We start from the raw sequence: 1,284 nt of genomic DNA, 5'->3' as shown, positions 1-1,284 counted from the left end.
GCCGCGCGTGGTTTTAATGCCATGAGTGCCCGTATTCAGGCAGGAGGCAAACATATTGAAGATGCTTTTGCCAATATTGGGCTTTCTCGCGAAAAATTCATGCAAGATCTGGACAAAGATGCCACCGGTACCTTGGTACGCTTTTTTAATGTGTTGGGTAAATCCGAACAGGGCATGCGCTCGCTGATTGCCATTGCTGGGCGCGATTTTACTGGTGATTTTGCCAAATTGGTGGGTAACCCAGAATTGTTAGGGCAAGCTTTAGATTATGTGAAAGATCCACAAGTCTTTAAAGGTTCTGTAGAACAAGAAGCAGACAAACAAGCAACCGGTGCCATGCGGCAATTTGAACTCTTACAAAACCGCATTGTGGCTTTAGGGATTAGCATTGGTGAAGTGCTTCTGCCTCCTCTCAACAGTCTCATGGAAACTGTTGGTAATTTTACTAATGGGCTTATGGCGTGGGCGAATGCGCACCCAACTTTAACAAGCGCCATTATCAAAACCATTGCTGCCCTGATGGCTTTTAATATTGCTCTACGGGTTTTGCGCTTTACTCTTGCCGGTACACGCCTTGGGCTTCTTCAATTGATGGGCTCTTTTATCAAGATGGGTGCTGTTAGTCGTGGTCTTTCTGCAAGCTGGCGGGGCTTAGCAGCCGCAGGGCGCTCCGCTGGGCTTGCTAACCGCGGGTCTTGGGGCAAGTTCACTCCGACTCTTACGCCCCATAACTTTACTGGTAGGGGCTTTACGGGGGATTGCTGTCTCAGGAAGTGCATTTGCTGCCTCTTTTGGTTGGATCGGGACAGTGATCGAAGTGGTTGGAGCTGGTATTGCCTCTGTTGTGGGGGGTATTTTTACCCCGATCGGGGCGGTCATTGCTGCTGTTGTGGCGGTCATATTGGCTGCTGGTTTTGCTTTGTGGAAATATTGGGATCGTTTTTCTTCTTTTATGAAGGGCTTTGCACGGGGGGTATCTCGGGCTTTTGGGCAAGCCTTTGAAGCTGTTATGCGCTTTTTTGGTGCTGATACCACCACCATTACGCGTTGGAAAAATATAATCGCCAATGCTTTTGATCTCTCTCAAGTTTGGCAAAAGTTTAAACAAGAGCTTTCCTCTGTTGCCGAGTGGTTTGGCAATTTGTGGGAGGGCGTTAAACAAAGCTTTTCCAACTTTTGGCAATGGTTGAAGAGTTTTTTTACACAGGAAAAGCTCTCGGAGAGTGCCAAGGCTGGTATGGAACAAGCGGGCGAAGATCTGGCTAATTCGATTGTCGATGGCTT

1 protein-coding gene and 1 pseudogene are annotated in these 1,284 nt (G+C 48.0%); both read left to right on the top strand.

The features are described from left to right. A partial coding sequence (locus ACFILW_RS09785; protein ID WP_375685726.1) for a phage tail tape measure protein occupies window positions 1-1,002 on the top strand: 1,002 nt, incomplete at its 5' end. Between the two features lie 7 nt (window positions 1,003-1,009). Next, a pseudogene (locus ACFILW_RS09780) lies at window positions 1,010-1,284 on the top strand (phage tail tape measure protein); the annotation flags it as partial.

Origin of the sequence: Bartonella sp. TT110JLCBS, assembly GCF_042193405.1 — a bacterium.
GTDB lineage: Bacteria > Pseudomonadota > Alphaproteobacteria > Rhizobiales > Rhizobiaceae > Bartonella.
This window is presented reverse-complemented; position numbering and strand designations above follow the sequence as displayed.